This is a genomic window from Yoonia sp. GPGPB17, assembly GCF_037892195.1.
GTDB lineage: Bacteria > Pseudomonadota > Alphaproteobacteria > Rhodobacterales > Rhodobacteraceae > Yoonia.
Genome location: NZ_JATACI010000002.1, coordinates 774,865 through 801,066, shown reverse-complemented (window position 1 = coordinate 801,066; position 26,202 = coordinate 774,865). Strand labels below are relative to the sequence as shown.

Here is a 26,202-nt window from a genome sequence, read left to right as displayed (position 1 = left end):
CATGACGATCAAAATCGGCAACGCCCCCTGTTCCTGGGGCATCGAATTCGCCTCTGACCCTGCTTACCCTACGTGGCAGTCGGTGCTGAGCCAATGCGCTGGCGCTGGTTATAAAGGGATTGAACTCGGCCCGATCGGGTACATGCCTGAAGACCCCGCGATCCTGCGCGATGAGCTGGCCAAGAATGACCTGAACATCATCGGCGGCGTTGTTTTCCGCCCCTTCCACGACGCGGCCAAATGGGACGAGGTTATTGATGCGTCCAAGCGCACCTGCGAGGCGTTGGTCGCGCATGGGGCCGAACACCTTGTGCTGATCGACAGTATCTCACCCCGTCGCGCACCGACCGCTTACCGTGCAGATGAAGCGGAACAGATGGATACCGCCGAATGGGCTGCCTTTCGCGACCGCATCGCAACCATCGCCAAAATAGGCACTGAGGAATACGGCCTGACGGTTGGCATGCACGCGCACGCGGCTGGTTTCATCGACTTTGAGCCCGAGCTGGAGCGGCTGCTGGATGAAGTGGACGACAGCATTCTTAAGATTTGCTTCGACACGGGCCACCACTCCTATGCCGGTTACGATCCGGTCGCATTTATGAAGCGGCATATCAGTCGCATTAGCTATATGCATTTCAAGGACATTGATCCGGTGGTGAAGGCCGATGTGGTTGCTAAGCGCACTGATTTCTACAAAGCCTGTGGCCAGGGCATTTTCTGCAACCTCGGCCAAGGCGATGTGGATTTCCCTGCGGTGCGTCAGGTCCTGCTGGATGCTGGTTTTGAAGGCTGGTGCACGGTTGAGCAGGATTGCGACCCGTCCATGCCGGGCACGCCGCTGGAAGATGCTGAAAGCAACCGCAAATACCTTGAATCAATTGGCTTTTAAGCCCCTCGCGAAAGACGAAGACTATGACAAAACTGAAATGGGGCATGATCGGCGGCGGCGAAGGCAGCCAGATTGGACCAGCACATAGGTTAGGTGCAGGGCTGGATAGCCTTTTTGAATTCAGCGCGGGCGCACTGGATCACCGGCCCGAATTTGGGATCGATTATGGGCAACGACTGGGCCTTGGTGACCGCGCCTATGGCGGCTGGGAAGAGATGCTGGAAGGTGAAAAGAAACGCGATGACCGCGTTGATCTGGTAACCGTCGCGACGCCGAACTCCACCCACTTTGAGATCACAAAGGCCTTCCTGGAAAATGGTTTCCATGTGCTCTGCGAAAAGCCGATGACCATGACCGTCGAGGAAGGTGAAGAGATTGTCGAAATCGCCAAGAAAACCGGCAATATCTGCGCTGTCAACTATGGCTACACGGGCTATTCGCTGGTGCGCCATATGAAGGCGATGATCGCCCGCGGTGACATCGGTAAGGTGCGCCTTGTGAACGCGGAATTCGCGCATGGCCACCACGCTGACGCGACTGACGCGGACAATCCACGCGTCCGCTGGCGGTATGATCCGGCGCAGGCCGGTGTCTCAGCACAATTCGCAGATTGCGGCATTCACGCCATGCATATGGCGAGTTTTGTCACCGGTCAGGAAGTCACGAAATTGTCCGCAGATACCGTATCTTGCATTGATGTGCGTACTTTGGAAGACGACGCGATGGTGAACTTCCGCATGGACGGCGGCGCCGTCGGGCGGCTCTGGACCAGCTCAGTTGCGATTGGGCGGCAACACGGGCTGGGGATTCAGGTGTTTGGTGAAACCGGCGGGCTGCGTTGGTCGCAGGAACAGCCCAACCAGCTTTACTACATGCCGCTTGGTAAGCGTTTAGAGGTGATTGAGCGCGGAGAGGCAGACCTATCGCCCGAGGCAGACCGCACGTCACGCGTGACCATTGGCCATGCCGAGGGGATGCCGCTGGCCTTTGCGAACATCTATTGCGATCTGGCCGAAGCGATTTCGGCACGCAAGGAAGGCCGGACGATGGACCCGGCGGCCAATCTCTATCCCCGTGCTGAGGATGGCTTGCGGTCGATGGCAGCGGTCTATGCTGTGGCTGAATCAGGCAAGGCAGAGGGAAAATGGCTCGACGCGCGCCCGCCGCTGTTTCGGTAAAATGGCTTGCTGCATCACCCACGCCGCCCGAAGATGCTGTACTAAGGTCGGATCTTCTGGTCCAAAGTGAGCATTCGCAGAAAACTTGAAGTACTGGCAATTTTTCCAACGAAACTGCCACTCGACTTATTTGCCGATGCTGTCAACTTAACTTTGCAACCTTCTTGGGTTTGTCGGTTGCGACCTGCAACTCAAAGAACTAGCCATGCAGCATGCGAGCACTACCCATAGAACTTCGAGTAGATAGTGAAAAACATCGCCTCGGCTACATTCGCGGAACGGGCCACCGTTTGGTTGTAAGTATAAGCGGTGTTGGAAATAGACGCCGGTTCTTTCCGCCCTGGGAATTCATCGCAACCGCATCAGACAATGGACAAAACCATGTCTTGTTAGTCTCGGATATGGAACGCTCGTGGATGAACAGTCCAGTCCTGCCCGAGTTGATCTCAAGTGAAATCGAAAGTATCAAAAGTACTGAAGAAATTGATGAAGTTGTTGCACTTGGTAACAGCATGGGTGGGTTCATGGCCCTCGTCTTGCCGCAATATACGCCAGTGCAGCGAGTGGTTGCTATTTCACCACAGTTCTCGGTGCATCCAGATATTGTGCCAGAGGAAGAGCGCTGGGCATATTGGCGGCAGAGAATACGCTGTTTCAGACACCAAGATATTGGAGGCATCGACGTCGAGAAACGTGGCTACTTCATTCTCCATGGCGGCACCAAAAACGAGAACCTTCATTGGGGCAGGTTTCCCAGTATTCCCAATCTGCATCACTACATATTGCAAGGCAAAGGCCATGCTGTGGTTGTAGCGATGAAAGGGTCTGGGCTAATGCGCGACGTTTTGCATCTTGCAATTGTTGGGCAGAAAGCAGAGGCAATCTCTATTTTGCCCAAGAGATTCAACTCTATTGGGCGTGATCAACTGCCTGATAAACAGAAGTTCCTATGGTGAGGCTGGGTAAGATTGGTGAACGCAACTTTGGGTTCTCAACTGCCTTTCACAGCAACTTGCACCGATATCTGTTTTCTAGTTCAGACTAGATTGGCATTCAAGGATCAAGGTAGACTAACAATTCGCGCCTGCACACATGTTTGCTCATCTAAGGGATGGGCCGTAGCGTGCCCCGTTCCACAATTGTACAAGCGAACAGCCGCGCCTCTGGGTAGCGGCTGTCGTCGTTCAACGACGCCTCTATCAATTCAATCGAAGACGCAATGATCTGCTCAACCGGATTGCGGATAGTGGTCAGGTTGATGTTCGCCCAGCCCGCCATTTCCATATCATTCAGACCGATAAGACCAATATCTTGCGGCACGTGCAGGCCGACATCTGCGATCGCGGACAGCGCCCCGATGGACAGCACATCGTCACCGCAGAAATAGGCCTCAGCCGGTGTGCTTTGCAGCAAGCGCTGCATTTCTGCACGGCCAGCGTCAAAGGAATAGTTCGAGGCATAGGTGACGGTCATCTCGATGCCAGACGCACCAATGACCTCGGCAAAACCTGCAAAGCGATCCTGCGTTGACGTCGCAGACTTCGGCCCCCCCAGAAACGCGACACGTTTATAGCCACGATCAATCAGCGTTTGACCGGCCATGCGCCCGGCCTCGATGTTATCAATACCCAAAACGTTCACTTTGGGGCTGGGTGATTGGCGCCCGAAGGAATGCACAACCGGCACACCGGCGTCCTTGAAAGCTTCTGCGAATGTGGCGGGCAATGTAGAGGAGGCAACAATCACGCCATCCACCGAATAGGCGCGCAGCATGCGAATGGAATTCTCTGGGTCGACCTCATCCGTCAGGTTCACCAGCAGAGGGCGCAATCCACGCGCCTGCAGACCCTTGGTGAAAAGGTCAAAGACCTCCAGAAAAATGGGGTTGTGAAAGTTGTTCGACACCAGCCCGATCAGCTTGGTCCGTCCCGTGGTCAGCGATGAGGCCAGCGCATTGGGGCTATACCCGAGTGCATTTGCCGCCTTCTCGACCTTGGCCCGGGTCTTTTCGGACACCGACGCGCCTTCGGTATAGGTACGCGATACAGCAGAGCGGGAAACCCCCGCGCGTTCTGCTACATCTTTCAGCGTGACCGCCACTCTAGCCGCCTCCCCTCGCGTCCTTTTCGGCTTGCGCGGCCACCGCCGCCCAGTCCGCTGTATAGAACTTCCATATCGCCGTGACGCCCAACGCAAAGAAAATCAAGGCCCAGAAGGATTCTCCATTCGCCAGTTCGACTGTCGCCCAAAGAATGGGCACAATGGCGGTCAGTACCCTCCGCCAAATGGGCAAAAAGAACGGGACTGCCAGGTCAAAGAACTTTGGCTTGGGGCGATCAGGCGGCGCCTTCATATTCTGCTCCGGTTTTTGCGCCGGTGATATATGCCACGACGTCCTGACCGTCTGTATCCTCTTTATTGAGGTTCGCGACAATACGCCCGCGCCGGAAGACGATGATCCGATCCACCAGATCAAACACCTGCCGCATGTTGTGCGAGACAAGGATCAGGCTTTCCCCCTGCTCTTTCAGCGTCCGGATGATGTTTTCCACCTGCGCGGTCTCTTGCACACCAAGGGCGGCCGTCGGTTCGTCCATGATCGTCAGTTTACTGGCAAAGGTTGCCGTGCGTGCGATGGCAACACACTGGCGCTGACCACCTGACATGTTGGCAATGGTGTTCTTGATGTTGGGAATCTTGACGCCGGTCTTCACCAAACCTGCCTTCGTGTCCTCGCGCATCGCGGCATAGTCGAGAAAGCGAAACGGCCCCAGCCAATCGAACTTTGTCTTTTCACGGCCCAGGAACAGATTGTCCGGGACGTTCAAATCATCGGCAAGCGCAAGAGTTTGGAACACCGTTTCAATCCCGGCTTCGCGGGCATCCAATGGACCAGCAAAACTCACTTCCTCGCCATCAAACACAACGGTGCCACGGGTGCGTTGTTCGACGCCCGTGATCTGGCGGACAAAGGTGGATTTCCCTGCCCCGTTGTCCCCCATGATCGCGACGTGTTCGCCATGCTTAAGCACAAAGTCCGCGTCTTCAAGGGCATGTACACCACCATAGTGCTTGGTGAGGCCTTTGGTTTCCAGAATGATATCTGACATGTCTCTTGCCTCCTTATGCCCGCGCCGCAGCACGTTGTTGTTGCCATTGATCAAGTGCCACAGCACCAACGATGATCATGCCCAGCACCATTTCCTGATAGAATGCGCCAAGACGCAGAAAGGTGAAGCCAGAGGTAATCACCCCGATAATCAGCGCGCCTATGACGGTCCCGATGATGGACCCACGTCCGCCAAACAGCGACACGCCGCCGATCACGGCCATGGCAATCGCCTCCAACTCATAGGTCAGGCCCATGCCGGATTGCGCGGTAAGGTTCTTGGAGGTCAGGATCACGGCGGCCAGACCGGCCAGCATACCCGCAATCACATAGACCAGCACAAGATGGCGCGGCACGTTGATGCCCGACATTCGCGCGGCCTGCTCGTTCGAGCCAATCGCATAGGTGTGTTTGCCGTAAACGGTGTAGTTCATGATGATGTGGAACAGCACAGCCAGTGACAGGAAGATGATCACCGGCATCATGCCTGCGCCGATCTTTGCATAGGCCTCAGTGGGGAAAGACACCGGGTTACCCAGCGACCACCACTGCGCGACGCCGCGCGCAAACAACATCATGCCAAGGGTCGCAATGAAGGGTGGAATGCGCGAATAGGCGACCAATATTCCGTTGATCAGACCGGCAGTGAAACCCACCGCAAGACCGACGAAAACTGGCACAATGACAGGAAGATCAAGCGCCCATTCCCCAAAGATAGCCTTTGGGTTTGGCGCACCGTTTACCGTGGCAACTTGCGCAAAGCTCATCGCAATCATTGCCGTCGCGCCAACGACGGAACCAGATGACAGGTCAATGCCCGCGGTGATGATCACCTGTGTGACGCCAATTGCAATAATGCCGATAATGGCGACCTGAATAATGATGATGCGCAAACGCGCCTCGTTAAAGATGCTGTCGAAGCGATCGTTTGAGTCAAAGAGCAAGCTTTGGCCCACAAAAAACGCGCCCAATATCTCAAAGACAATGATGATGAGGATAAGCGCACCAAACACATTCAACTCGTTTGGCCATTGGCGCTTCGATTTATCAAACGTCAGCCCACCGACGCCGTCACTATTCTCTGACATCTGTCAGATCCCTCCCCCTAATCGTCATCTCTTGTTTGGTGGTTGTGTGAGGACAGTCGCCCGCCCTCACACAGTTCATCAAGCCTATCGGGAAGGCTTATTGAATGAAGTCAGACAGGTTGTCCGGCGTAACCAACTTGAACGGGATGAAGACGGTCTTGTCCACGTCTTCGCCCTTCACGAGCGCCATTGCAGTCTCGATAGAGCTTAAGCCCTGACCTGCAAGGTCTTGGAACACGGTAACGTCCATGTCGCCAGCAGACATTGCCAACAGCGCATCGGATGTCGCGTCAACGCCACCAACGACGACGTCGTCCATGGAAATGCCAGCCGCTTTCATTGCCTGAATAGCACCCAATGCCATCTCGTCATTGTTGCCAAAGACCGCGTCGAATTCATCACCTGAGGACAACCAGTTTGTCATCAAGTCATTCGCTTCGTCGCGGGACCAGTTGGCTGTCTGCTCGTCAATGATGGTGATGAAGTTACACATGTCCATGCCGATCACGTCATGGAAGTCCTTTGTGCGCTGAACTGCCGCCTGGTTGGACAGCTGACCCACCAGAACATAGGCCTGCGCACCACCGGCTTTGCCCTCAGCACGCAGCTGACGGCACATCTGGAATGCAGCCAATGTACCGGACTCGATTTCGTTGGATGCCACGAAGGCCTGACCGTCCGGCAGTGTGTCCATGTTGATTGGTTGACGGTTGACGTACACCAGTGGCACACCAGCCGCCGCAGCCGCATTTGACATCGCCTCGGTCGCGTTTGTGTCCACAGCGTTTACGATGATCGCATCTACGCCAGACGCGATGAAGTTGTTGATCTGGTCAAGTTGCTTGGCCACATCATCGGTTGCGTCTTCCATTTGCAGGCTGACCTCATCGCTTGCATCGTCATAAGCTGTCATACCGTTACGCATGACGGTCAGACCATTGTCGTCGAAACGCGCAACGGAGACGCCGATTTGCAGTTCCGCCATCGCGGTGGTGCCCATCATGAGCGTGGAAAGGCCAGCGGCCAATAGGATCTTCTTCATGGTTTCCTCCCAAGTTTCGTGCCCGGCGCACGAGATACTAAAACCGGGACCTCTGTCTGAGGCGATTGGTTCATCACGCCGCCCCCACCGTCACATCGGCAAGCTGCGAATTGATGAATGCGATTGACCCGGCCAAGGCGGCGGTCGGGTCTTTCATGTCGTGAATGCTGGGGGCGAAGGCTTCGAATGAGGCGGGCCCGGTGTATCCAGCAGCGTTTAATTTGCGGAGCTGTTCGATATTGTCCAGCCGATCATCCCGATCAACCAGCACGCGGTGCGCATCGGTCATCTGATCAGCCTTCGGCACGGGATCAGTGACGCCAGAGATATGCACGATAGCGGTGAGATCGGCATAGATGCTCGCCTCACCCGCAACGTGGTGATGAAAGGTGTCGTGCACGATGCCAAAACAGGCCGGACGATGCATATCATCCAGCACGGCAACCACATCTTCTTTGAAGCGCAGCGTGCTAGTGGGAAAGCCCAATGGCTCAATCAACCCCTTAAGACCGACGTTTTGCAAAAGCGGTTGCAAAACGTCCAGCGCGCGGCGCAGCGCGATCCGTTGATCATCCCGGCTGGTCTCTTCAGATGCAACGGCGGGGATCAGAGCCACACCTTCAGCACCACACGCGACGGCAGTATGGATGAGTACTTGCGCCGCTTCTTGTTTGTCATCCGGATTTTTATTGAAGGCCTTTACCTCTGCCAAAGCCAATATCCGTTGACCTTTCGCGGCTGCGGTTGTTGCAATTGCCGTCGCGTCTTCACCTTCAAACAGCGTGCGCCCAAGGTCATTTCGCAGCTCAACGCCCACGCAACCCAAAGCTTCAGCTACCTCTAAAAGCTGATAGGTTGAGGCGTTTGGGACTGTCATATGGTTTAGTCCAATCGGCAACATTGGATGTAAATTCCCCCCGGTAGTGCGACTCACTCTAGCGGGGTTTCATTTTTTTGCAACCGGTTGCATTCGATTTGTATTGGATGGTCCACCCTTTTGAAGCGGCAATTTTGACGTTGTATGCGCATCAGACTATGCCCCATACTTATGCGATGAAGTTTTCACGCCACCGCATATTTGGATTGATTGCTGTAATCGCCGTAATAACGGCATTGGCCGGTGCCGCATCGTTTCCCGCTCTTGAGCGCCATTACATGCGCCAACAAGCCTCCCAAGACACCGTCCCATTGAACCTTGCCGCCGAAGGCCTGCGCGCGGCCCTGGAACGGTATGCCCCCCTGCCCGCCCTTATCGCTGAAAGACCCGAACTTGCACGGCTGCTGAGCCGCCCCAGTGATCCAGCACTCATCAATACGGTTAACGAAGACCTGCGCCAGACGGCTGCAACTGTGAAAGCATCTGACGTCTACCTGATGGATATCTCTGGGCTGACCATCTCCGCAGCCTCTTACCGCGAGGCGGGCAGTTATCTGGGACGCAACTTCAGCTATCAAAGCTACTTCACCCAAGCGCTGAACGGCGACCTGTCCAGTTTCTCGGTTTACGGCACAACGACGGGTGAACGCGGTTATTTTTATGCCGCGCCCGTTGAAGAAGGTGAACGGATCGTCGGTGTACTGGCGATCAAATTCAACATTTCCGCTTTTGAAAGCATCTGGCGTGGTGCCGACAGCGAATTTATGGTCGCCGACCGGAACGATTTCGTCTTCATGTCGTCGCGCCCGGATTGGCACTTTCGAGCGGTGCGCCCCCTAAGTGACGCCACTTTGCGGTTGATCGCGCAGAACCTGCAGTATCCCATCGATCGGATTGATCTGCTGCCAATGACGTCAACGCCGCTAAATGACGACGCCCAGCAGGTCTATATCGAAGGCAATCCGCGCGAGAGTTACGTCCTGACATCGCTACGTCTGAATGATCTGGATTGGACGATGTCGGCGCTCTCACCACGCCGACCCGCCACTCTGGATGCCCTGAATACCCTTTTGATCGCAGGGCTGACCGCCCTGCTCGCCCTTGCGGCCCTGCTTGCCTATCTGCTGAAACAGGCCCGCCAGGCCGAGGCCTTTGCAAAGGAGCAGGAGGCGAAACGCATGCTGGAGGCAGCAGTTGCCGAACGCACAGCGGACCTGCAAACCGCCTTAGGTGATCTGAGACAAACCCAGACCGATCTGATTCAGGCAGGCAAGCTGTCCGCGCTTGGGCAGATGTCAGCGGCGCTAAGCCATGAATTCAACCAGCCGCTGGCCGCAGTGAAATCCTACGCTGACAATGCCAGCGCGTTTCTAGAGCGTGACCGGCTGCCGGAGGCACAGGACAACATCTCACGTATCTCAAAAATGGCAGACCGGATGGCAACAATCTCGGCTCATCTGCGTAACTTCGCCCGACGACCGCAGCAGGCGACAGGCCCCTTGCTGCTCAATGCCGTCATTCAAGACGCGCTTGCCGTGGTCGAGATGCGTTTGGCGTCAGAGGGCGGCGAAATTGCCTATAGCCCCCCGACAGCCGAAATTTGGGTGACAGGTGGCCATGTCCGCCTGCAACAGGTCATCGTAAACCTGATCAACAATGCGCTTGATGCGATGGAAGATCAGACCAACCGGATCGTGACCCTGACGATTGATGACACCACTTTACAGGTCCGCGATACCGGGCCCGGTATCGCGCCAGACAGAATTGCCAATATCTTTGATCCGTTCTTTACGACTAAAGCACCGGGTAAGGGGCTGGGGCTTGGCTTGTCGATCTCTTATAATATCGTCAGCGACTTTGGGGGCACACTCTCGGTCGCAAATCACACCGACGGCGGCGCTGTATTCTCCGTTGCTCTACAGCTTGCCACACCGATTGAAGTCGCTGCGCAATGAAACAGACAGTATTATTCGTCGATGATGAAGAAGAGTTGCGGCACGCGACCGGCCAGACCTTGATGCTGGCCGACATCCCCGTGACAATCCTCGATAAGGCAGAATTGGCTCTCGCACAGATTAGCCGCGGCTTTCCCGGTGTGTTGGTCACCGACATTCGCATGCCGGGTCATGACGGGCTTTGGCTTATGCGCAAGGCACTGGAAGTTGATCCAGAGTTCCCCGTGATCCTGGTGACAGGCCATGGTGACGTGAACCTCGCCGTCGAATCCATGCGCGAAGGGGCCTACGACTTTATTGAAAAGCCCTTTGCACCGTCGCGTCTGGTCTCGACAATCCAGCGCGCCTTGGACAAGCGCCGCCTGACAATTGAGAACCGCGCGCTCAAGCGTGAAGTTGGCGGACGCGACAAGCTGGAGGCGCGGTTGATTGGCCGGTCCGATGCGATGGTTGCGCTACGCAAGGAAGTCCGGACCATCGCCGCGACCGATGCTGATGTTCTGATCACGGGCGACACAGGGGTCGGCAAGGATGTCACTGCCCATGCGCTGCATGACCTGTCCGCACGCGGGCCGCACCCCTTCGTTCATATCAATTGTGCCGCCCTGCCTGTCGATCTTGTTGAAAGTGAATTATTTGGTCATGAAGCTGGCGCCTTTCCCGGTGCCATGCGTGCCCGTTTCGGCAAGTTTGAGTTCGCGCGCCAGGGCACCGTCTTTCTTGATGAGATCGACAGCTTACCGGTGGCCGTGCAGGCAAAACTGCTCCACGCTATACAAGAGCGGCAGATCACCCGGCTGGGGGCCAACGATCCTGTTGCGCTGGATATCCGCGTGATCGCCGCCGCGAAAACCGACCTTGCGGCAGCGGTCAATGCCGGCACGTTCCGCGCTGACCTGCTGTATCGTCTGAATGTCGTGACATTGCATGTCCCACCGCTGCGCGACCGCCGCGATGACGTGCCGTCGCTGTTTCTCAACCTCGCAGCGCAGGCGGCGGCGCGGTATTCAAAGCAACTGCCTGACATACCGGCCGATGTGCTGTCGGCCATGGCAACGCAAGACTGGCCGGGCAACGTGCGTGAATTGCGCAATGCGGCGGATCGCTTTGTGCTCGGGCTTGATCCAAGCAGTGGTGCAGCCCCGGATGAGACCGCAACGAGCCTTGCCAACAAAATGGCCGCACACGAAAAGTCACTGATCCTTGCGGCGCTCACATCGCAGAACGGCAGTCTGAAGCAAACCTATGAGACATTGGGTTTGTCCCGTAAAGCGCTCTATGAGAAGATGCAAAAACACGGGATATCAAAGGCCGATGCAGACAGTGATGCCTGACATGTCCCCTTTTGCACCCATGTTTTGGGCCAATTGATCCCTTTTCGACCCATCCTGCGATCCAAATGCTGTCTGTTATCGCAAACATAGCTTTATGCATCTTGTTTTGCGATGAAGGCTAGGTGGAAGAACCCCGCATCTGGCCTAACTGCATTCACAGTGCATTACGTCACGACCTGATCCAGGGGGGATCAGCAAATAAATAGTGGAGGACGACCCTTATGAAACTCGCAGCACTTATCGCGACAACGGCCCTGACGGCCACAACCGCATTTGCCGACGGCCACACAGCCGATTGGCCAGAAAGCTTTACAGTCGGCACGGCATCCCAAGGCGGCACATATTTCGCCTATGGGTCCGGCTGGGCGAACCTGGTCGCAGAAGAGCTGGGCCTGACAGGTGGCGGTGAAGTCACCGGTGGCCCCATGCAGAACATGGCACTTGTGCACACAGGTGACGCACAGTTCGGCATGACAACAATGGGTCCAGCAGCGGAATCCATCGCTGGCACGAACCCAATTGCACCCGGTCTGCAAATGACCAACGCTTGTGCAATGTTCCCTATGTACCAGACACCATTCTCGGTCACGGCATTGTCTTCATCCGGCATCACATCCATCGATGAGATCCCTGACGGCGCACGCATCGGCTTTGGCCCGGCTGGCTCCACATCCGACACATACTTCCCGCGGATGATGGAAGAGCTTGGCGTGAACTTCGAGCGCCGCAACGGCGGTTGGAACGACCTTGGTGGTCAGTTGCAGGATGGCCTGCTGGACGTGATCGCATTTGCGGCTGGTGTGCCAGTGCCTGCCGTATCGCAGTTGGAAGTGCAGACAGACGTCAACATCATCGAATTCACAGAAGAAGAGCAGGCCCAGATTCAGGCAGCCTTCCCAGTGGCCTCTTTCGATATCGCGGCTGACACCTACACAACACTGGAGAGCGATGCGCGTTCCGTGTCCATGTGGAACTTTGCAATCGCGAACTGTGATCTGCCCGCGTCCTTCGTCAAAGCAGCTGTCGATGTCGTCATGTCCGACAACGAGCGTATGGTGAACATCCACCGTGCGGCACGGTCCACATTGCCAGAGAACTACACAAAGAACGCAGGCGTTCTGCCATGGCACCCCGGTGCGGCGGAGTGGTTCATTGAGAACGCAGGCGCAGACATCCCTGCTGACCAGATCTTTGGCAACTAAGCCCTGATCTGTCCGAGGCCGCGTTCCATACGCGGCCTCGGCACACTTGATTTATCCGATATGATTGATGCACGCTTGAAGTCCGTCAGGGCATTCTGGCCGCATGCGAGGACCACACCATGAGTACCGATACCCAAAAAGACGACCAGACCGAAGGCCCGGTCCTTGCCGATGGCGTCGATGACGAGCCGGTCGAACACAACCGCCGCATCTTTACCGGACGCACGTATCTGGTCATCGCTGGTATCTCGGCCTTCTACGCGCTGTTTCATATGGCGGCGCTCAATGGCTGGTCGATCCGGGGTTGGACCGGAATTGATATCCCCTTTCTGCCCGTCTTTCCCATGGAGACATGGAACTTCCGCATCGTGCATATTGCGGGCGCGTTGATCCTTGGGTTCACACTGTATTCAGCACGCGCCTTTCCTGATAAAGACGCTGACCCGCACAGTCCATTGGACTATCTGGCCTACGCCGCTCTACTTCCAGCCCTCTATGCCTGTTATACCGCTCTTGGCTTTGCCGCAGACATTCAAGGCGGCGTGATGTGGAACGGCATTGATGAGGGTATCAGGAACACTGAAATCTATCACTACGGCTATCCGCTGATCACAGCGACGATTGCCGGGATCGTGTTGGGCTGGGTCCGCCCCCGCGTGCGCGGCACCATCGCCCCCGCTGATCTGGTGCTGAGCGTTTGCGGCATTGCTGTTGCTATGTATCTCATCACGATCTTTGGCACGCTAATGCGGAACTCAACCGGCACGGCCTTCGCCCCTATTGGCATGAGCCTTGCGGCGGTCGCAGGCACAGCACTTATCATGGAACTGACCCGCCGCGTTGCCGGCATGGCGCTAATCATCATCGCGGGCGTTTTCCTTGTTTATGTGTTCGTTGGCGATCTGTTGCCCGGTTTCCTGAACGCACCCGACATCACATGGCAGCGCTTCTTCAGCCAGGTCTACACAGATGCGGGCATTCTGGGACCGACAACTGCAGTGTCATCCACATACATCATCCTGTTCATTATCTTTGCGGCCTTCCTGCAGGCGTCCAAAGTTGGCGATTACTTCGTCAACTTTGCCTTTGCCTGTGCGGGGCGCGCACGCGGTGGTCCCGCGAAAGTGGCCATCTTTGCCTCTGGCCTGATGGGCATGATCAACGGGACATCTGCCGGTAACGTCGTGGCGACGGGTTCGCTCACGATCCCACTGATGAAAAAGGTCGGCTACAAACCAACGACCTCTGGCGCGGTTGAGGCCGCGGCCTCGACTGGTGGGCAAATCATGCCGCCAATCATGGGCGCTGGTGCCTTCATCATGGCCGAGATTACGGGCATTCCCTATACAGATATCGCGATCGCGGCGATCATTCCGGCGGTCCTCTACTTCGTCTCCATCTACTTCATGGTGGATTTTGAAGCGGCGAAACTGGGCATGCGCGGTATGCGAGAAGACGAGTTACCCAAATTCAAAGAGATGGTGCGCCGCGTGTTCCTGTTTTTGCCGATCATCATCCTGATTGGCGCGCTGTTCATGGGGTACTCGGTCATCCGGGCTGGGACCTTGGCTACCGCATCCGCCGCCGTCGTCAGCTGGTTCACACCTTACCGCATGGGCATCCGCTCGGTCACCAAGGCGTTTGAACTGGCAGGTATCATGTCGATCCAGATCATCGCGGTCTGTGCCTGTGCGGGGATCATTGTCGGTGTCATCTCGCTGACGGGCGTTGGCGCGCGTTTCTCATCCGTGCTTTTGAACATTGCCGAAGCCAACCAATTGCTCGCACTCTTCTTTGCGATGTGTATCGCGATCCTGCTGGGCATGGGGATGCCGACAACAGCGGCTTATGCGGTTGCGGCCTCGGTCGTGGCACCTGGCCTCGTGCAGCTAGGCATTCCGATGCTGACCGCGCACTTCTTTGTGTTCTACTTCGCGGTTGTTTCGGCCATCACGCCGCCGGTGGCCTTGGCCAGTTATGCCGCGGCAGGCATATCAGGATCGAACCCCATGGCGACATCCGTGGCCTCGTTCAAAATCGGTATCTCGGCCTTCATCGTGCCGTTCATGTTCTTCTACAACGGCGCGATCTTGATGGACGGGACGTGGTTCGAAGTTATCCGTGCCGGGATCACTGCCATCTTCGGTGTGTTCCTGCTGTCATCTGGCGTCCAGGGCTGGTGGGTCGGCGACCGGGCGGCCTGGCCGATCCGGATCGCCCTGCTGATCGTGGCGCTGTTCATGATCGAGGGCGGCTGGGTGTCCGACCTGATTGGTATCGGCGGCGCCGTGGCACTGTATTTTCTGGCCCAGATGACACGGCCAAAAGTCGCGGCCTAGCAAGCCCGACCTTAGAAACAACAAAACGGAGTGTGGCGAAAGCCACGCTCCTTTTTGGTTTTTTGGATGAGGCCCGCACAATACCTTTAAACCCGCGCTGGACACGCTACATAGACGCGGACGGCCAAAGCCGCGTTTCAGGATTGTCAGATCAGAAGGTAGCGATATGGCTATTACACTCAGCCGCAAAATACGCTATCCCCGCCCGCACACGGCTGTGCAAAATGCCCATCAATCAGGACAAACACTTTGATTGCACTCACCACCTACGAGCTTTTTGTGTTGGCCGCAGGCGCGATGGCGTTTGGCCTTTATTTGCTGATCAAAGGTGGGGATTGGACGGTTGATGCAGCCGTTTTCGTTGCAGAACGCACCGGCCTGTCACCGCTGTTCATTGGTGCCACCATTGTGTCTTTCGGCACATCGGTGCCCGAGTTATTCACATCCGTGAACGCCAACTTGCAGGGATATCCGGGGATTTCGCTGGGCAATGTGCTGGGGTCAAACGTGGCCAACATCTTGTTGGTTCTCGGTGCGACTGCCTTTGTTTTCAAGGTAACGGCAGACCCACGGCATCTGGTAAAGGACCTGACCATGATGCTGTTTGCAACAGCAATCATGGCATACGGCATGCTGACCGATAGTTTCAGCCACGTCTTTGGTCTTATCATGTTCGCCATTTTGGTGGCCTTTGTTGTCTACCAGTACACGACAGATAGCATCGTGTTGGAAGACGACGACGACGATGAAACCGGGCCACGTATCACCACCATGAAAGCTGCGGTCGTGATCTTGCTGGGCGGTCTTGCGGCGCTTGCCGTAGGGTCAGAACTGTTGGTCAAGGGGGCGGTACAGACCGGCACAGCCATCGGTGTACCAGAGGCCGTGATCGGTATCACGGTCGTGGCATTCGGCACATCCTTGCCCGAGCTTTCAACCTGTATCGCAGCGGCGCGCAAGCAGTCGGTTGGGTTGATTCTGGGAAATATCATCGGATCAAATACGTTCAATATCCTGTCAATCATCGCATTGACGGCCGCAATCAAACCATTAGCTGTCGATCCTGTGTTGCTTGGCATGCAACTGTGGGTGACCGTTGCTGTCGCTGTCGTATTCGCCATCTGGATGTTGATTATCGGCAAGATAACCAAGCCTGTTGGGATCGTGATGATGGCAGCTTATGTGCTCTTTATCGCGGTGCAGTATCTGCAGCCACATATGGCTGCGTAAAACCCATGGGCAAGGATGTGGCAAATGACCCTTCGCTTGTTGCAAATCTGGTCAAAGTCATCAGCCGGGGTCCAAGCACCGCGCTGATCACAAACCTTGACATCGAAATGCTGGCGTATGATGTGGTAAGCGTCAGTTTCCCACTCAGTATCAGTGATCCGCCAAACTGCTATATCTGCAGTCCCAGCACAGCCTATATTGATTATGCCCAGGAGGAGACACGCCACTTCACCGCCAATCCAGTGTTGCACAAAACACTGACCGGCATCATCAAAAGTTGCCGTCCATTGATGCGCGCCACCGGGCTGGACCATCAGGTGCAACCGAACAACTGGCTGTTCTCGACAAACCCCGTTCCATCAATAGATCACAGCATTGCGGAAGCACTGCGCGATGATTTGATTCAGCGGCACCCGAACCGGGCGATTGTCATACGCTCTCTCAACCCGGTGGCTGATCAACACAGCATGACATCACTGCAAGGGGCAGGCTTTCAGATGCTGCCTGCACGGCAGATCTATCTGGTTGACCCGGCGCAGGCTAAACCACCCTCGGCGGACATGAAGCGTGATGCCAAAATGCTGGCAAACACCAATTACGCCCAGGTTGATGCCCACCGCTTCAGCGCCGAGGATTGGACCCGTGCAGCCGCGCTCTATCATATGCTTTACATCGACAAGTATACCGTCCTTAATCCCCAATATACGCCCGGTTTTCTTGCGCAGGCCCATCAAATCAGGCTTTTGCAGATTGTCGGCTTACGCGGGCCGGATGACACGCTGGATGGTGTATTGGGCATGTTTACGAACGGGCGCACGATGACCGTTCCGTTATTGGGATATGATACGGGTAAACCACAAAAGACAGGCCTTTACCGGATGTTGAATGCAATTGCGCAGTCTCAGGCAGCGCATCATGGGTTTTTCTATAACCTCAGCGCAGGGGCCGCCGCATTCAAACGCCATCGCAACGCGGTACCAGCGATTGAATATACAGCTGTCTATGTTCGACATCTGCGCGTATCTGCACGCATCAGCACGCGGATCGTGCAATCTGTACTTACCCGCCTGGGTGTTCCCATCATGCAACGCTATGGGCTTTGATCCCCATCCCATGCGATGTCATGGGTCGTTGCTGTGGTCAAACCAATGCGATGCCGCAACGCAACCGCTGCCATTTCAAGTGTCGCAAGGATCTGGCGCCGGAACGGGCGAGGATCGCCAGGCCACGCAATCACGTCTTGCAAATGCTTAGTATCCCGCCAGATGCCGCGGGGGTTCTGCAGCGGACCGTAAAGCGCCAGCGCCAGTTTCACCGCAAGAGGATATGCGATGTCCGGATGGCAACCCTGTCCACTCAACAGTCCGCTAGCAAAGTCATCTGCTGAGGTAAAAAAATGGATGCCGCTTGTCGCGCGGGGATTGCACTCAATCGCAACGATTTTGCCGTCGTGCTGTCTGATAAAATCAAACGAAAGCTGCCCGTGCCAGCCGGTACCTTCGACAAACCGCCTGACAAAATCCGCAACGGCCGGATCATGATCTGGTGCAAAGGCAATCCCTGCCCCGGTGCCCGCACGATAGATCGGCGCGTAAGCCGCGCAAGCTACAAGCCGACCGTCATAGGCCAAGGCGTAGGCGCAGACTTCCTGCCCAGCGACAAAGTGCTGCGCGACCCACGGGTCTTCAGCAGATGGTCGAATTGATACCGAGGATGGCCGGACCAGCACACGCGTCGCAAAGCGCGACCAGACAGGTTTGAACACCAATGCATCCAGGGGCGTCGTCAGGGCGGCGATATCGCTAGCCCCCGTCAATTGCCATGTTTGCGGCACGTTGAGCCCAAGCGACGCGGCCAATTGTACAAATGCGTATTTGTTATGGGCGGCCGCCAGCAGATCAAATTCCGGGGCGTAGAGGCGTGCAGGCATGTCTGCCTGAGCCCATGCCCGCACAAGGTGGAAGACCTCTTCACAGGTCGGGATGACCAGATCAATGTCATGAACCCGCAGGGCTTTGCGCACCGCCGCCGCGTAGGCCTGCAAAGGTCCATTGGCTGCTGGCAAACGGACGTAGGCGGTGCAAGCTTTTGAGACCGCACTGATTGGCCAGCGCAGGCTGTCGGCCATCACCACATGATGGCCAGCCTCATCCAACAGTCGCGCCATATGCAAAGCCGCTAAGCGCACGTGCCCCGGTGATCAGCACCCGATATGTCACGAATGCGGCCTATGCCGGTTTTCCACCCGCCGCAGCTTGCGCGACATATCGGGAAGGATATGCGCCTGTGAGACTGTCACCTCTGCCTGCACACACCGCCGCTCAAGAACCTTTTGCATCGCGCGCAAGACCGCTTGGATATCGCACCCAAAGGGGATCGTAATTTCTATTGTCGCGGCATCGGTTTGCACGATCCGATAATCTGTGATCTTCCGGTCCGCGTCTACAACCGCGTTGCGCATAACATCCGGCGTTATCATGCCGCCGGGTAGATGAAAGCAATCGTCCGCGCGCCCCACAACCTGGGCCACTGTCCGATGCGGCAGACCGCATGCGCAGGGTGGGCCCAAACGGATCAGATCGTTCATCCGATAGCGCGCCATGATCTGTACCTCGCGGCTGAAGTCGCTGATGATCACCTCACGCAGGTTGGGATCATCACCAAAGGCGGGTAGTTCAAAATGCATCGTGTCTTCACACAGGTGCAACGAACCTTGGGCACAGGACACCGCCAACAACCCTTCGGTCGCCATATAGATCTGTCCGAGAGGTTGCTTGAAAAACGCACCGATCACTTGCTTATCAAGATCATCCAGCGCTTCAGCCCCTGCAAAAACCCGCTGCGGTGACACGGGCAACGCCCCTTCGGCGATCTGTCGCAGGACCTTTGGTGGCGCTATGACGACGGTCGGATCGAACACACATAAATCAGCCTCCCAATCGGCCCCAAGATCAAAAAAACGCAGCTTCAGGCGTTGCAACCGGTTTGCGCTGTCATAAAGCGGCGTATTCAATGGCAGCAGAACCGCCACCCGGTGTTTTTGGCGCCAGAAACCCGGCAGCGCCTTGGCAAGAATTGTGCCCAGCCACCGAAACCGCTCGGCCTGAGAAATCACGAAAAGACCGCGGTTACCGCTGGTGCCAGTGCTGGCTCCGACAATGAAATCGCCGATCTGACGGGTTGTCTCAAAGGCCTGCCCACCCTGCTCTGCCGTTACCCCGGCGGTATTGAACGCGGCAAAATCGGCCATCAACATGGATTTATCGACAATGGGCAAGTCTTCCAGCCGCTCACCCTTATGCTGGCGATAAAATGGCACCTTCGGCACCGCATCACGCAACCAGCGCGCCAATCGTTTGCCCCGCAAGGCATCTAGCTGCGCGCGGGTTCTGATACGTCGTGCAGACCAATAGGCCAAAAGCGCATGACGCAGATCAAACATCGCCCGGCGACCAATCATATGGGTTGGGGGTTGGATCATGGCACAGCACGACCATGCCGCCTGCCAGCGCGAAACGCCGAACCAAGGCCACACTGTCGCGTAAAGCAGCCGGATCATGCGCCAATAGGTTGGCCGGGAAACCGGGAATGCGGTCTTCCATGATGCCGGGCATCAGCCATTGCGCATCTACCGCATAAAGCAGAGGCTGCGCGCCTGTGAAGCAAAGGCCGTAGTGTCCGCGCGCATGACCCGGTAAAGGCACGCCCAGCACGGTGCCATCGTCAAAAAGATCAAACCCGTCACCAAGTGCGAAGGGCAGTGCCCCCTTGGGACTGTCGCGCAGCATCTCTTGGCGGGTCGCAAAATCATCTGGCAGAAGCTCAGGAAAAACGCCGTGCCTGATACCGCCAGTGCCGACATTGTCGGTCACGAAACGCGCGTTCGGGAATGCCTCAAGATAGGCAATATGGTCAGCATGCAAATGAGTGACAAAAATGCGCACCACATCCGTGGGCGCAAACCCGTGTGCAGCCAAAAGGGCCATGGGGCTGGTATGATGGTGGATGACTGGACCAAGCATACGATTGTAAAGGCGCAGTCCGAAACTGCGCTTTGGGTCATCCGTTAACCGTGGCCCGCACCCGGCATCAATCAACACCGGTCCCAGCGTAGGATGCACAATCAGCCCACAGCGCACTGGGAGCGTCAGTTTGCCCTTGCCGCCGCGCAGGATCAGGCCCGCCCGCGTCGTAAATGATGCCGTGTTGGTGAAAATCGGGCGGATCATAGCACCCCTGGGCGCAGCGCGCCGTCCTTGAAAGTGCGCGCAACACCTTCCTGGAAGCTGACCTGAGGTTGCCAGTTGAGCTGCTTTTTTGCCGCGTCGATATTCATCGTCTGACGGTAGCGCAGAATACCAAGGGCGTAGGCGGTAACTGGTGGCTCGGGATAACCCGGCATGCACTTGGCAAGGCGTTCCATCATGCGCACAGTGGCAAGGGTTGGCGCAAAGGGTAAATCGCGCCAGCGCGGTGTGACGCCTGTGGCTATACAGGCCGCCGTTATGACGTCAGGTAAAGCAACGCCCACACCGCCCGACACGTTGAATATCGCACCGCCCATGTCGTCCGGCGCATCCAGCGCCGCTATGCAGGCCGCAACGACATCATCCACATGCGTTACATCCGTGGCACCGGCTGGTGAGAAACACGGCATGCGTCGCCGTGCTGCCACCCGCATTAAGCGTGGCAATAGGGTCGTGTCCCCTGCCCCGTAGATACCTCGGGGGCGGATCACAACGGGGCTCAAATCACCATGAGCGAGTACAGCAATCTCTGCCTGATGTTTCGTTGTCGCATAGGCGTTCACGAATTCTGGCGGAAGGTCCCCCTCCCGCAGCCCATCCTGATCGCAAAACTGGAAATAAACACTTGCCGTTGACACAAAGACAAAACGTTTTGCGCCCAACTGCCTCGACAGTTCCAACAGATGTTGCGTTGCATCGACATTTGCGGCCTGAAATGCAGATTGACGCCCCCACGGCGACGAAAGCCCCGCACAATGCACCACGGCCTCTACAGGGCCAATCCGATCACGATCAGCCGCAGATACGTGAAAGGCCAGGTCCATTGGCAAGCCGCGCAGCCCAAGTGCTGTCAGACGGGCCAACTTGCCCCGATCACGGCCTGTTACAACAACGCCCCGGTCCCGCAGCGCCATTGCCAGATGTGACCCTAGAAAATCCGTTGCACCTGTTACCAGAACCGCCATCAGAATGTTACCGCGGCACCGCCAAAGGACACACCAGCCGAGGTACCCAGCATTAATACCTTCGTGCCGGGCGAAAGGCGCTCTTTGGCTGTTGCCAAAGCGAAGGGAATGGAAGCCGCGATCTGATTGCCAACATCGGCGCAGATATCGACCACACGTTCTGCGTCGAAGCCGCATTGTCGGATCATATGTTGCAGTGCTGCGGGGCTGGCCTGGTGTGGCACCACCAGATCGACATCATCTTTTGTCCACCCAGCCTTGGCCAGCAGGCGATCAACAAAAGGAACGAAGACAGTGGCACTCAGCCGAAACAGCGCTTTGCCATCCATATCAAACAGGCTGTGTGCGGCGAATTGGGCCGCATCAGCGCGAAAATCAAAACGCGTCCCCCCAGCCCCGATCCCGCATTTATCAAAGCCACTTGGATGTGTTTCAAAGGCCGTTACCAAAGGTGTCGGACCGGCAGTCACAACCACCGCTGCTGCCCCATCGCCAAAAAGCCCCGCAATTTCAGGGTGGTCCGCCCATGGCAGGGCACGGGATGCCACCTCGGAGGAAACAATAAGAGCATGGGTATGGCCGCCGCGCACCAGCATGTTTTCGACCATATCAAGTGCTGTCACAAAGCCCAGACAAGTGGCATTTACATCAAAGGCAAAGGCCGCACCATCGCCGATACCCAACCCAGCCTGATAGGCGGGCGCTGTTGCTGGGATCGGCTGATATGGCACAGCCGCTGCGCCAATGATCAGGCCTATGTCACGCGCATCCACGCCTGCATCCGCCAGAGCTGCTTTTGCTGCTGCCACGCCCATTGCGATCTGATTCTCGCTGTCATCACAGACATGGCGCGCCCGTACCCCCGTTAAGGCAGCAACATGCCCTGTTGGCCAACCAAAGCGGTCATCACATTGCGTCGACTGCAACAGCTCTTGGGGCAGATATGATCCAATACCAACAATTTCCACGGCTATTCCAGCCTCCAATCAATTTTTATGAACATTGCTCATGAATGGTCAGATTACAAGAGGCGCGTGCTGATTTTATGCAACCCTGCCCGTTTTCATTTCAGCTGATAATGCTTATGTCTAACCCCATACAGTAATTTGAAGGACCCCCTGACATGAGCACAGCAGAGATCGGGCTAATCGGCCTGGGCACCATGGGGGCCGCCCTTGCATTGAACATCGCCGACAATGGTTTTGACATCGCGGTCTGGAATCGCACGGTAGAGAGAACCCAGGCGTTTCATCATGATGCCGGTGATTTGACCGGGCGGATTACACCAACGCAAACTCTGGCAGAATTCGTTGGCGCGCTCAAATCCCCGCGTGCGATCATCCTGATGGTTCCCGCCGGGGACGCGGTAGATGAACAGATCGCAGCACTCCGGCCTTTGCTGGATGATGACGATATGATCATTGATGCAGGCAATGCAAATTTTCATGACACCAATCGCCGGGCCTCTGACGCTTGGCGACCGCCCTTTTCTGGGGATCGGCGTATCGGGTGGCGAAGAAGGTGCGCGCTTTGGCCCATCAATCATGGGCGGCGGCAAACGGGCCTATTGGGATCGTGTTTCGCACATTCTAACCGCGATATCGGCCAAACACAAAAACACGCCCTGCGCCACATGGATGGGCGAAGAAGGTGCGGGCCACTTTGTGAAGGCGGTGCACAACGGGATCGAATACGCCGACATGCAGATGATCGCCGAGGTTTACGGCATCATGCGTGACGGTCTGGGCATGGACACAGATGCCATCTCAGACACTTTTGCCACATGGGACAAGGGCCCGCTTCGCAGTTACCTGATTGAAATATCGGGTAAAGTTGCCGGAACGCGGGACCCTGAAACCGGGCAACCGATGTTGGATGTCATTGTTGATGCTGCTTACCAAAAGGGCACCGGGCGGTGGACTGTGATTGAGGCGCAGCACCTTGCGGCTCCCATCCCGGCTATTGAAGCCGCTGTTGTGGCCCGCAACCTGTCCTCGCAGCTTGACGCACGTGCCGCTGGCGAAGCGCTCTTTGGCGCGGCACCCCGCCACATCGCGCATGATGTCCTGCCGCTTGCAACGTTGGAAGAAGCGCTGATCGCCGGTAAAATCCTTTGCTACGCCCAAGGCTTCGGCATGATTGCACAGGCATCGCAGACTTTTGGGTGGGCCCTGCCCCTGCCTGCGATTGCCGAAGTCTGGCGCGAAGGTTGCATCATCAGATCAGCGATGCTGGATGACATGGCCACCGCCCTTCGCGAGAATCCAGAGCGCAGCCTGATGATGGCGCCGCGTTTCGCCGATACCTTGAAAGAGACCCACGGCGCATTGCGACAGGTCGTGGCGCAAGCCGCACTACACGGTTTGGCGCTGCCTGCCCTGTCATCCGGCTTAGCATACTTTGACGCGATGCGGACGGCACGAGGCACGGCAAATATGATCCAGGGACAACGCGATTTTTTTGGTGCACATGGGTTTGCGCGCATTGACGGCGCGGCTGGCCAGCACGGACCCTGGGGTAGTTAACCCAGCGCGTAGCCTGCCCCTCGCACCGTGCGAACGGGGTCATCGCCGCCATGCTGCGTCAGCACCTTGCGCAGGCGACCGACATGGACGTCGACGGTGCGCGTATCCACATAGATATCGCGCCCCCATACCCGGTCCAAGAGCATATCGCGTGACCAAACCCGGCCCGGCTTTTCCATAAATGTGGACAGAAGGCGAAACTCGGTTGGGCCCAGTTTCAACTGGGTATCGTCACGCGTCACGCGATATGTCTCAGCGTCCAGCACGATATCATCAAAGGTCAGCACCTGTCCGACAGTGGCCGGTCGCACACGGCGCAATTGCGTGCGCACACGCGCCATCAGTTCTGACACCGAATAAGGTTTGACCACATAGTCGTCAGCACCCGTTTCAAGCCCACGCACCTTGTCGACTTCTTCAGATCGGGCCGACAGCATGATAATCGGGATGCCGCGGGTCTCATGCTTGATCTTCAGGCGGCGGCAAACCTCGATCCCGGACAGGTTCGGCATCATCCAGTCCAGAACGATAACATCGGGGGCATCTTCTTCAACACATAAGAGCCCCTCATCACCATTCTCGGCGCGGGTCACCCGAAACCCCTCGGCTTCAAGGTTATATGCCAAAACTTCCCGCTGCGCGGCCTCATCCTCAACAATTAGAACATGTGGTTGCTGTGCCATTTTCTTAGCTCGGGTTTGTCACATATGCTGTTTTATCGCTCTTTGGACGTGCTTCGTCTGGCATCTCACCGGTGACCTGATAGATGACCTGTTCGGCCATATTGGTGGTCAAATCGCCCATGCGTTCGATATTCTTGGCCATAAAATGCAAGTGCATGCAGGCCGTAATGTTGCGCGGATCCTCCATCATGAAGGTCAGGAATTCGCGGAAAAGCGCGTTATACATCTGGTCGACTTCCTGATCGCGCTGGCGCACATCCTCGGCCAACTCAGCATCGCCGCGAATGTATGAATCAAGTGTGTCTTTCAACATCTGCTCAACCTCACGGGCCATGCGGCGCAGGGCAGCGTCTGATCCGTTCACCGGGCTCATTTCCACCAGAACGCTGGTGCGTTTGGCGATATTTTTGGCATAGTCACCAATCCGTTCCAGCGATGCAGCCAAACGCAGCACTGTAAGAACGGAGCGTAAGTCCTTGGAAACAGGAGCGCGCAACGCAATTGTGCGTGCAGCTTCTTCGTTGATCTGGATCTCGATCGCGTCAATGGCCTTGTCGCCTTCGCGGACTTCCTCGGCCAGTTCAACGTCGCGATCGGCCAGTGATTTTGCTGCCTTCAGAATGGCCTCTTCGACAAGGCCGCCCATCTTCATGATCAGGGTCGTAATGCCCTCCAGATCGCGGTCATAGGCTGACGAAATATGTTCGTTCATTACCACTGCTCCTTACCCGATCCGGCCGGAAATATAGCTTTCCGTGCGCGGGTCCTGTGGGTTGGTGAAAATCTTGTCTGTGTCGTCGTATTCAACAAGGTTGCCCAAGTGAAAGAAGGCTGTCTTTTGACTGACACGCGCGGCCTGTTGCATTGAGTGCGTCACGATCACGACTGAAAAGCTCTGGCGTAACTCGTCAATCAATTCTTCAACTTGCGCGGTCGCGATGGGGTCAAGCGCGGAACACGGCTCGTCCATCAACAGCACCTCAGGCGCTGTCGCGATCGCGCGGGCGATGCACAAACGCTGCTGCTGCCCCCCCGACAGGCCTGTACCGGGCGCGGCAAGGCGGTCTTTGGCTTCGTCCCACAGCGCGGCTTTGCGCAAGGATTTCTCGACAATCTCGTCCAGCTCCTCTTTGTTGCGCGCCAGCCCGTGAATTTTGGGGCCGTAAGCCACATTGTCATAGATCGACTTGGGGAACGGGTTTGGTTTTTGAAACACCATGCCAACCTTGGCACGTAGCTGCACCGGATCAACCTTGGCATCATAGATATCTTCGTTGTCGATACGGATATCACCCATCACCCGGGCAACATCAATTGTGTCGTTCATCCGGTTGAGGCAGCGCAAGAAAGTTGATTTTCCACACCCCGATGGACCGATAAAAGCGGTGACCGTTTTGTCATCGATATCGACGTTCACGTCTTTGATGGCATGGGTGTCACCATAGTAAACCTGTACGCCGTGGGCGGTGATCTTTACATCTTGCATCGTGCTTAACTTTCGGTCGACTGGAATCATATCATTCATAGTATGCGCTC

General features: G+C 56.5%; 23 protein-coding genes and 1 pseudogene. 10 read left to right on the top strand and 14 right to left on the bottom strand.

The annotated features are described in order from the left end of the window. The first annotated feature begins 1 nt into the window (after position 1). The 3 genes from QTO30_RS04405 to QTO30_RS04395 all read left to right on the top strand — a co-directional run bounded on the left by QTO30_RS04405 (position 2) and on the right by QTO30_RS04395 (position 3,026). Positions 2-892 carry a TIM barrel protein gene (locus QTO30_RS04405; protein WP_340422758.1) on the top strand — a complete coding sequence of 297 codons (891 nt, stop codon included), beginning with the start codon at positions 2-4 and terminating at the stop codon, positions 890-892. A gap of 23 nt (positions 893-915) precedes the next feature. Continuing rightward, the gene (locus tag QTO30_RS04400) at positions 916-2,070 is read left to right on the top strand and encodes a Gfo/Idh/MocA family protein (RefSeq protein WP_340422756.1); all 1,155 of its coding nucleotides are present in this window, start codon (positions 916-918) and stop codon (positions 2,068-2,070) included. Between the two features lie 416 nt (positions 2,071-2,486). Then, the gene (locus tag QTO30_RS04395) at positions 2,487-3,026 is read left to right on the top strand and encodes a hypothetical protein (protein WP_340422755.1); all 540 of its coding nucleotides are present in this window, start codon (positions 2,487-2,489) and stop codon (positions 3,024-3,026) included. 148 nt (positions 3,027-3,174) lie between these two features. On the opposite strand, the gene QTO30_RS04390 is transcribed toward QTO30_RS04395, so the two are convergent. The 6 genes from QTO30_RS04390 to QTO30_RS04365 form a co-directional block, all read right to left on the bottom strand. After that, positions 3,175-4,170 carry a LacI family DNA-binding transcriptional regulator gene (locus QTO30_RS04390; RefSeq protein ID WP_340422753.1) on the bottom strand — a complete coding sequence of 332 codons (996 nt, stop codon included), beginning with the start codon at positions 4,168-4,170 and terminating at the stop codon, positions 3,175-3,177. 1 nt (position 4,171) lies between these two features. Next, positions 4,172-4,423: a hypothetical protein gene (locus QTO30_RS04385; protein WP_340422752.1), complete on the bottom strand. Its 252-nt coding sequence runs from the start codon at positions 4,421-4,423 to the stop codon at positions 4,172-4,174. After that, entirely contained in the window at positions 4,407-5,180 is a 774-nt protein-coding gene (locus QTO30_RS04380) for an ATP-binding cassette domain-containing protein (protein WP_340422750.1), read from the bottom strand. Before QTO30_RS04380 ends, QTO30_RS04385 begins: the two co-directional genes overlap by 17 nt. 13 nt (positions 5,181-5,193) lie before the next feature. Then, positions 5,194-6,267, bottom strand: coding sequence for an ABC transporter permease (locus QTO30_RS04375; protein WP_340422749.1), 1,074 nt, complete (start codon positions 6,265-6,267; stop codon positions 5,194-5,196). Positions 6,268-6,364: 97 nt separating this feature from the next. Next, positions 6,365-7,309, bottom strand: a complete 945-nt coding sequence (locus QTO30_RS04370; protein WP_340422748.1) for a substrate-binding domain-containing protein — start codon at positions 7,307-7,309, stop codon at positions 6,365-6,367. Positions 7,310-7,382: 73 nt separating this feature from the next. Further along, on the bottom strand, positions 7,383-8,186 hold the full coding sequence (locus QTO30_RS04365; RefSeq protein WP_340422747.1) for a TIM barrel protein: 804 nt from the start codon (positions 8,184-8,186) through the stop codon (positions 7,383-7,385). Between the two features lie 158 nt (positions 8,187-8,344). On the opposite strand from QTO30_RS04365, the gene QTO30_RS04360 reads away from it, so the two are divergent. The 6 genes from QTO30_RS04360 to QTO30_RS04335 all read left to right on the top strand — a co-directional run bounded on the left by QTO30_RS04360 (position 8,345) and on the right by QTO30_RS04335 (position 17,349). Continuing rightward, entirely contained in the window at positions 8,345-10,141 is a 1,797-nt protein-coding gene (locus tag QTO30_RS04360; protein WP_340422745.1) for a sensor histidine kinase, read from the top strand. Beyond that, positions 10,138-11,475 carry a sigma-54-dependent transcriptional regulator gene (locus tag QTO30_RS04355; protein WP_340422744.1) on the top strand — a complete coding sequence of 446 codons (1,338 nt, stop codon included), beginning with the start codon at positions 10,138-10,140 and terminating at the stop codon, positions 11,473-11,475. Before QTO30_RS04360 ends, QTO30_RS04355 begins: the two co-directional genes overlap by 4 nt. 221 nt (positions 11,476-11,696) lie before the next feature. Next, positions 11,697-12,677, top strand: a complete 981-nt coding sequence (locus tag QTO30_RS04350) for a TAXI family TRAP transporter solute-binding subunit (protein WP_340422743.1) — start codon at positions 11,697-11,699, stop codon at positions 12,675-12,677. Positions 12,678-12,796: 119 nt separating this feature from the next. Continuing rightward, positions 12,797-15,016: a TRAP transporter permease gene (locus QTO30_RS04345; protein ID WP_340422742.1), complete on the top strand. Its 2,220-nt coding sequence runs from the start codon at positions 12,797-12,799 to the stop codon at positions 15,014-15,016. A gap of 249 nt (positions 15,017-15,265) precedes the next feature. Next, positions 15,266-16,246 carry a calcium/sodium antiporter gene (locus QTO30_RS04340; protein WP_340422740.1) on the top strand — a complete coding sequence of 327 codons (981 nt, stop codon included), beginning with the start codon at positions 15,266-15,268 and terminating at the stop codon, positions 16,244-16,246. Between the two features lie 17 nt (positions 16,247-16,263). After that, positions 16,264-17,349, top strand: coding sequence for a GNAT family N-acetyltransferase (locus tag QTO30_RS04335; RefSeq protein WP_340422739.1), 1,086 nt, complete (start codon positions 16,264-16,266; stop codon positions 17,347-17,349). Here QTO30_RS04335 and QTO30_RS04330 read toward each other — a convergent pair. Genes QTO30_RS04330 through QTO30_RS04310 form a run of 5 tightly spaced genes read right to left on the bottom strand, consistent with a single transcriptional unit; the run spans position 17,337 to position 22,426 of the window. Continuing rightward, positions 17,337-18,413, bottom strand: a complete 1,077-nt coding sequence (locus tag QTO30_RS04330) for an ATP-grasp domain-containing protein (RefSeq protein WP_340422737.1) — start codon at positions 18,411-18,413, stop codon at positions 17,337-17,339. The two genes, QTO30_RS04335 and QTO30_RS04330, sit on opposite strands and share 13 nt — an antisense overlap. A gap of 48 nt (positions 18,414-18,461) precedes the next feature. After that, a complete protein-coding gene (locus QTO30_RS04325) occupies positions 18,462-19,727 on the bottom strand; it encodes a CoF synthetase (protein ID WP_340422736.1) in 1,266 nt (421 codons plus the stop codon). Beyond that, positions 19,681-20,475, bottom strand: coding sequence for an MBL fold metallo-hydrolase (locus tag QTO30_RS04320; protein WP_340422735.1), 795 nt, complete (start codon positions 20,473-20,475; stop codon positions 19,681-19,683). Before QTO30_RS04320 ends, QTO30_RS04325 begins: the two co-directional genes overlap by 47 nt. Next, complete coding sequence (locus QTO30_RS04315; protein ID WP_340422733.1) at positions 20,472-21,458, bottom strand: NAD-dependent epimerase/dehydratase family protein; 987 nt, start codon at positions 21,456-21,458, stop codon at positions 20,472-20,474. The genes QTO30_RS04320 and QTO30_RS04315 overlap by 4 nt, the downstream gene beginning before the upstream one ends. Further along, positions 21,458-22,426: a 3-oxoacyl-[acyl-carrier-protein] synthase III C-terminal domain-containing protein gene (locus QTO30_RS04310; protein ID WP_340422731.1), complete on the bottom strand. Its 969-nt coding sequence runs from the start codon at positions 22,424-22,426 to the stop codon at positions 21,458-21,460. Before QTO30_RS04310 ends, QTO30_RS04315 begins: the two co-directional genes overlap by 1 nt. Positions 22,427-22,581: 155 nt before the next feature. Between QTO30_RS04310 and gndA the strand changes: the two are divergent. Next, a pseudogene (gene gndA, locus QTO30_RS04305) lies at positions 22,582-23,983 on the top strand (NADP-dependent phosphogluconate dehydrogenase). Here gndA and phoB read toward each other — a convergent pair. From phoB to pstB, 3 genes are read right to left on the bottom strand one after another with little or no spacing between them, the layout of a single operon-like run. Beyond that, the gene (phoB, locus tag QTO30_RS04300; RefSeq protein ID WP_340422729.1) at positions 23,980-24,666 is read right to left on the bottom strand and encodes a phosphate regulon transcriptional regulator PhoB; all 687 of its coding nucleotides are present in this window, start codon (positions 24,664-24,666) and stop codon (positions 23,980-23,982) included. The pseudogene gndA and the gene phoB overlap by 4 nt on opposite strands. Before the next feature lie 4 nt (positions 24,667-24,670). Next, positions 24,671-25,378, bottom strand: coding sequence for a phosphate signaling complex protein PhoU (phoU, locus tag QTO30_RS04295; protein WP_340422727.1), 708 nt, complete (start codon positions 25,376-25,378; stop codon positions 24,671-24,673). A gap of 12 nt (positions 25,379-25,390) precedes the next feature. Further along, positions 25,391-26,191 carry a phosphate ABC transporter ATP-binding protein PstB gene (gene pstB, locus QTO30_RS04290; protein WP_340422725.1) on the bottom strand — a complete coding sequence of 267 codons (801 nt, stop codon included), beginning with the start codon at positions 26,189-26,191 and terminating at the stop codon, positions 25,391-25,393. Between the last annotated feature and the right edge of the window lie 11 nt (positions 26,192-26,202).